Source organism: Methanosarcina spelaei (assembly GCF_002287235.1).
In the GTDB taxonomy this organism is placed as follows: domain Archaea; phylum Halobacteriota; class Methanosarcinia; order Methanosarcinales; family Methanosarcinaceae; genus Methanosarcina; species Methanosarcina spelaei.
The window spans coordinates 1-6,764 of the sequence record NZ_LMVP01000116.1; the positions used below are offsets into that span (position 1 = coordinate 1).

Below are 6,764 nucleotides of genomic sequence, written 5' to 3' on the forward strand. Positions count from 1 at the left end.
CAGAAAGTCCTTTTGTATGAGTCATGAAAACAGGATAAGTTCCAACCATTGTAATATGTGCCTTATCCATTTTGCATTCATAATGAGGATTATAATCAGCATGTTTGTCGTATCTTGAAGCTTCAAGTGGAGTGGAGTCAATTTTAGCTTCTTTTTCCAAAGAAAGTTTGAGAATTTTCTCACCTATAAGCATCATTATCTCATTGACTCCTTTTTCTCCGAGCCTGTACTTTACAAAATGATGAAGGGTTCCACCTGAAGGAAGTTTAATCTGGCCATTTTCATCAAAAAAAGAAAGCAGGAGTGCTTCCTCTTCTGTTAAGGAAGAAATGGTTTTATCGTATGAGAGTTTCCTGAAACACTTTACAGCAAACAGTTTTATCATAGAAGAAACACTGTATTTAAAGTGCCAACTTTTGTTGGTATAAAAAGTACGTTCGACGTGCTTTGCAATATCGTCAATGCAAAGGAAGTACAGGAATTGGCAAATCGAAGTGCTTTCTCTGCTAAGATAGTTATCGAAGGAGTCCTCGAAGAGGACTCCTTTGTATAAAATACTGTTTTTAGACACGAGAAAGGCATATCAGGTATTGTTTAAAGTTGCTACTATTAAACAGAAAAAAGTAATATCAGAGTTAGTGGAAAAAGAATAACTTTTTAAGTCAAAACTCTAATTTGAGAGCCTCTTTATTTTAAACTTCTCCGTAGAAAGCAATTAGTAGAAACTATTATATATTTAGGGCCTTATCTTCCTTTTGATAATCACTTCCCTACTTTCAGATTCTATTCTCATAAAATATATCAACGTTTTGCATCTACATAGGTCAGCTTCCTCAAAAAACAATTTAACTTCAATTTTAGTCTTAAGTAATTCTGGACTATTGGGATTACTTGAAACTTTAAAACTGTATTTATACAACTGATTTGAATTTGTATTTATCAAACTGATGCAGGGATATTCGATAGTACTAAATCTAGAATAAACATCATTTGGTTCAACTTGCAACATTTCACAATCTTTCCAATGTATTTGGAAGTGGATTTTAGAATGGTCAATATTGAGTATTTTTGACAACTTCAAAAGTTTATCAAATTTATCGTAAGTGTCGATAGTCAAAGAAAAATTAATGTTCTGTTTTTTGACGCTGGTTTCATCCAATATAAACGGTATTGGATCGTGGTTACTGTTAAATTTGACACTCGCTACAGGCAAAAAAATAAATGAAACGATCTTTAAATAAATCGTGAACAGTATAATCAAAATGAATAAACTATAAACTTCTATTGCTTCATTAGAAGCATTTTCATAAAAATGTCCAAATAAAAGTTGTAAACTAAAGTAAACAGCAACTATAGAAAATTCCTTTTTATATTGAAGGAGCTCCTCTTGAATCTGCATTAACTCCCTCGCAGATTAAATCAAGAATTGAATTAAAGTTAGATTTTAATTGACTTGACTCTGATAATTCAGAATCTACCCAAAGTACGCCAGATTCATAAATTCTTGTTACATTATTTGTATCAGATGAAATTTCCATTTCTTTTATAATTAAATCATTGGTTTTTATATATTCTAAAAGAGACGAATAATTTTTTTGAGATATATATCTTTTAATTTCACTAAGAATTTCTTCTTCGTCGTAAACTCCAGGCTCTTCTGTTTCAATATCTCTAATTTTTATTTTTAACTTAGTTGCATATTCAATTATTTTTTTGAATTTGATATTTGTAAATAAAAAATATTTGACATTTAAATCTTTTAAGGATTTTTCAAATTGAGATAAGTTAGTAGGAGTCACTTGCAGAGCTATTATAGCATTTCCAGTTTTTGTTTCAAATAAAACTGGGTTTAAATTCTTTTTTTCACTGTTATCATATACAGCGTGTTGGTCTTCATTTTTTATGGGTTTTATCAGTTGATAGTATGAATTCATGCTGTAACCCTGTGAAGTATACGATTCAGGAGACTATATATAGTCACGAAACAGAAATAAGAATCTTAACTCTATTTAATCTTTTTTGTATTTAATTTTTATCAAGTAAATTTATGTTAAATAATAATCAAGCTAGATTATTTTTCTAAGAAGTTTGAATTTGAACTCTAACGCAAATCAAAGCTGCGCTGGCGCACCCCGCTGCAAGCAACGGGGTATGTTCGCGCCACCGCTCAAAATTCCGTTAAAGGAAGTAATAACCCCAAACTGTTTGGTTTGATCAGAAGTTAACAACCGAAAAATGAAATTGATAAATAATATAGTCATCAACGGTTACCGGGGAAGTTTCCATCCCCGCAGCAAGCTAGCGGGGTATTCGACTGAAATAAATGTTTTTTCTATTCCAAGAATAATAATGACTTTTAGTATTTATGTACTTAATTCTTTGATATATTTTCGTTGTTTTTATTTAAAAACCTAGGATCAATACTATTCTCATACATCTCATGAATCACTACATTGCCCGACTCATACTTTAGTGCAACCTTTAAACTTTAAGTGCAAAAGTTAGTTTAAGCGCAAAGCTGTAGCAGGCAATTTAGCAGATATGCGAGACCTTCTGATTCTGAATAAATAGTATTACCACCCTTTTAGATCTCTTCGCGGTCTTCTGTTTCGTCGTCGGGTTTTTCGTCCTGATAGTGATCCCTGGGAATTGCTACGCCTGCTGTTATCCCTGATTCGCGCCTCCATTATTTTTACTCACTCACTTACATCCAAAAATAGTATGTGGCAAATGCCACAGAATTACTCTTTAACCGTGATATAACTCTGCTTCGTATTTGTTGTGCTCCCGTCCGCATTTGTTACAGTTAGGCTAACATCATAGACCCCTGGATACCTAAATGTATGGACAGCACTTCCAAAGTGATGCGAATTCCAATCGCTGCTTGTTTCGTGTTCAAATTTCCAGAAGTAACTGGTTGGGCTGCCTGTGACGCCAGTGCTGTAAAAGTGAACAGTCAGGGGTGCAGTTCCGTATGTTGTGTCAGCGTAGAAATCTGCTGTAGGTGCTTGTGCCATTGCAGGTAGTGGAATGGCTAATAGAGATAGCAAAAACAGTAGTACTAGTAGAATTTTACTTTTCATATCCTTTTCCTTCCTATTCCCCATATCTATTTGGCTTGATCAATTATATGATTATATTTTTGTACATATCCAGCTGCAGTGCTTATGAAATTTAATTCTACTGCTGGCTATCGATGTATATTCACAAAAATTTTATTGGCGTAGCTGTATTCAATCTGTGTACTACTTTCTACATTTCATTGAATACGTTTTTAATATTCTATGATAGAAATTAATGTTAGATTATATAACAACTATAGAAATATAAATAAGAATCAAATAATATCTAAAAGTCAATAGAACCAAAATTAGCAAAATATCTTATAGCAAAAATATCTTAAGATGATCTACCGCAAAAGATGATCTACCGCAAAAAGATGACTCACCGCAAAAATTATTAAATTATAAAAACGAAGGTCCGCTAAAACTCTATTTTGTTTCTATAGAAATATGCGGGTCAGATATCAAAGTTAACCCTTACTACCTCGCACTCTGGCAGGTTTTCAATATGTACGCCTTCCGGTGTTCCGGTTACCTCAAGACTGTCAAACTCATTTGAACCGCAAAGTACGTCCTGATTCGGATGCGTGCCAGGAGTAATATTGCAGCTCAGAACAGTCTTTTGGCCAGCCGACACTACAATTGGAAGCCTTGGGGATGCAGGGTGTTTCTTTGGAAGAACGATTAAGGGTGACCTGATTTCCCGGATCATAAAAAGAACGCATTTAAGTCCTTTTTCAGTTTTCTCATCCACAGACAGCGCAGAAGCAACAATCAGGTCATGAGGTTCCAGCCCGAGTACAATCTCTTCATTTTCAGTTTCCAGAAAAAACTGTCCATGCGGGCCTGCTTTCACAATAGCCACTGTTCCTGCCGTGCCGCGCAGGAGAAGCATTTCACTTTCCTTAAGTGAAATATCTTTCGAAGAGGTCGGTTCTTTCATGTTAAAAATAAGTGTTAAAAAATCCGGTAGATTATCAGGATTCTGCTACATTTTTGGATTGGCAGGACGGGCACCTTACGTTTTTGCCAATGCCTTTGAATCTGTTTCCACAGTCTTTACATGTATAGTCTTTAACCGGCAAATTTCCTTCCATATCCAGATCAAACGAGTCTCCAACACTACACATCATTATCACCTCATGGTTTTATCGATGAGCTCAGTAATAATTATATTATCCACATATTACTACTCATACTTCTCCAATTAATACCTTTCCATAAAGGTTTCAGGAGGTGATTCATGGTTGTCGTTATTCTATCAGGGCAACCGTTTTCCGCAAATGAAGCAAAAATCGAAGCAAAAGAAGATTTCCTATCTGAAAAGGTATAGAGCGCTTAACCTCATCATCTCTTGAAAGTATAGTTTGCTGATCAGTGTAATTTTCCTTCTTTTGATTTTTTCCAGATCTTAAATCCTCCATAGTAAGATAGGTACAGAAATCCGATTATGCTGCTGATCCCATAAGAAATAAAACGTTCTAAAAGAACGAAACTGCTTGCAGATGCAAGGGATAAACCAAAATATATAAGTAAAGAGATCAGGCCACCTTCAATTATTCCGAGACCTCCTGGAGTTAATGGTAGGGCTCCCAGAATAAAAGTAAGGATTGAAATTGTTACAATCAGGCTTAAAGAGAGGTCAATATTCAGGGCTAAAGCAACCAGTTTGAGGCGTACTACATCAAGAGTCCAGACCGCACAGGATAGAAGGAAAACAGGAATAAAAGCTTGTTTAAATATTTCCCAGTTTTTTTGTACATTTCGAAAGAAAGAGGTTAATTTTGCTCGAAAGAACCATATTGCGATTCCTGCTGCCAGGAAGACTAAGAAAAACAGGTGGACTGATTTTAACGTTAATTTGTCAATTGAGGGCAGGAACCTGATCTCTAAAGATGGAAACGCATATAGAATATAAATTGATAAGAGAAAAACAGGAATTGCTTCAACCAATCTTTCAAAGAAAACTGTTTTAAAAGCATTGCCATAGCTTATCCCAAAAAGTTTGTTAGCCCAAAGGATTCTGAAAGATTCTCCCGCTGCCATGTTCCCTCCCGGAGTAATATTATTTACGAATACTTCTCCGAAATAAATCGGAACAAGACTTGTGACTTTCAGATTGTAACCAATACAGAAGAGAACCTGTTGCCAGCGGACTGAAAATAAGTATACGCTCAGCAAGTATACCGAGATCGCTAGAAAAACATAACGTAGCTTTGTTTCCCTGAGTGTTCCCAGTATTTCTTCCATAACAGGTATGATCTCTACCCAGTAACTGCGGACAAGATATACACCTGCTGCGAGCAGTAACAGGGCCACTATGATTTTTATCAAAGTTCCCATCTTCAAAGATATACCTCACAAGGTCTCAGGGCCTTTTTTCTATAAGCAGTTTTTCTATTCCTAACCGAAACAGCCTAATCTCACTAGCTCTCCTATTCTGAATTTACTTTCAGAACCTTGCTTTTTAAATGATCAAATAAATTTAAGAGTATGCAAACACTTTTGAGAGTTTTGGAATAACGAAGAAATTTTGGATATCTGGCAAGTCTTCACTCTATCATGCGACTTTTGGGTCACATTCCTTTGGGTCACATTCCTTTTGGGTCACGTTTGCTCTGAATATACGCAATAATGCCTGAGAGTAATGAAACAAGAACTACTCCAAGTATTAGAAAGCTGAAGTTATCCTTTACAACTAACAAGTTTCCGAAAAAGTATCCTCCAAAAAGGAATGATGTTACCCATAAAACTCCTCCAATGATGTTGTAGCTAATGAATATCGAATATGGCATTGTTCCAATTCCCGCTACAAACGGTGCAAATGTACGGATAATAGGGATAAAGCGGGCTACAATTATCGTTTTTACCCCATACTTTTCAAAGAATAAGTGTGTACGGTCAAGCTGCTTCTTTTTAATAAACCGCATATTTTCACGATTTGTTACTCGATTTCCCAGGAAATGACCAATGTGATAATTGACAGTATCTCCTGCAATAGCTGCAAGACATAGTACAATAAGTAGAGTGAGTAAGTTGAACGAGCCACTGGCAGCCAGAGCTCCGGTTGCAAAGATGAGAGAATCACCCGGTAAGAAAGCAGTTATCACCAGACCTGTCTCACAAAAGATAATAGCGAACAATAATAAATATGTTAATAAACCATATTCGTTTGTTATTTCACTTAAGTGAGCGTCCAGATGCAAAAATAAATCGATAAAATAGCTTTGATCTGCCATGTCAATACTTCTCTACTATATATGCTTCTTATTATGTTTCTTATATTACTAAATCAAAGTTGCGCTGGCGCACCCCGCTGCAAGCAACGGGGTATGTTCGCGCCACCGCTCAAAATTCCGTTAAAGGAAATAATAACCCTAAACAATTTAGTGTGAGCAGAAGTTAGTAATCGAAAATGGAATTGAGAAATTTTATTATTATCAACGGTTACCGGGGAAGTTTCCATCCCCGCAGCAAGCTAGCGGGGTATTCGACTGAAATCAAAGTTGCGCTGGCGCACCCCGCTGCAAGCAACGGGGTATGTTCGCGCCACCGCTCAAAATTCCGTTAAAGGAAATAATAACCCTAAACAATTTAGTGTGAGCAGAAGTTAGTAATCGAAAATGGAATTGAGAAATTTTATTATTATCAACGGTTACCGGGGAAGTTTCCATCCCCGCAGCAAGCTAGCGGGGTATTCGA

General features: G+C 35.9%; 7 protein-coding genes and 1 pseudogene. All 8 read right to left on the reverse strand.

The window, feature by feature from the left end; translation table 11 throughout:
- A pseudogene (locus ASJ81_RS07895) lies at positions 1-571 on the reverse strand (ISNCY family transposase); the annotation flags it as partial.
- Positions 572-736: 165 nt separating this feature from the next.
- Positions 737-1,399 carry a hypothetical protein gene (locus tag ASJ81_RS07900; protein ID WP_095644006.1) on the reverse strand — a complete coding sequence of 221 codons (663 nt, stop codon included), beginning with the start codon at positions 1,397-1,399 and terminating at the stop codon, positions 737-739.
- Positions 1,368-1,934, reverse strand: a complete 567-nt coding sequence (locus tag ASJ81_RS07905; protein ID WP_095644007.1) for a hypothetical protein — start codon at positions 1,932-1,934, stop codon at positions 1,368-1,370. Before ASJ81_RS07905 ends, ASJ81_RS07900 begins: the two co-directional genes overlap by 32 nt.
- Positions 1,935-2,741: 807 nt before the next feature.
- Entirely contained in the window at positions 2,742-3,107 is a 366-nt protein-coding gene (locus ASJ81_RS07910) for a PKD domain-containing protein (protein ID WP_141241623.1), read from the reverse strand.
- A 412-nt stretch (positions 3,108-3,519) separates the two neighbouring features.
- Positions 3,520-4,005, reverse strand: coding sequence for a hypothetical protein (locus ASJ81_RS07915; RefSeq protein ID WP_095644009.1), 486 nt, complete (start codon positions 4,003-4,005; stop codon positions 3,520-3,522).
- A 34-nt stretch (positions 4,006-4,039) separates the two neighbouring features.
- Positions 4,040-4,195 (reverse strand): hypothetical protein, encoded by a 156-nt coding sequence (locus tag ASJ81_RS22710; protein WP_170943239.1) that lies wholly within the window; start codon positions 4,193-4,195, stop codon positions 4,040-4,042.
- Positions 4,196-4,436: 241 nt separating this feature from the next.
- Positions 4,437-5,405 carry a lysylphosphatidylglycerol synthase transmembrane domain-containing protein gene (locus ASJ81_RS07920; RefSeq protein ID WP_095644010.1) on the reverse strand — a complete coding sequence of 323 codons (969 nt, stop codon included), beginning with the start codon at positions 5,403-5,405 and terminating at the stop codon, positions 4,437-4,439.
- A gap of 248 nt (positions 5,406-5,653) precedes the next feature.
- Positions 5,654-6,301: a DedA family protein gene (locus ASJ81_RS07925; protein WP_095644011.1), complete on the reverse strand. Its 648-nt coding sequence runs from the start codon at positions 6,299-6,301 to the stop codon at positions 5,654-5,656.
- Between the last annotated feature and the right edge of the window lie 463 nt (positions 6,302-6,764).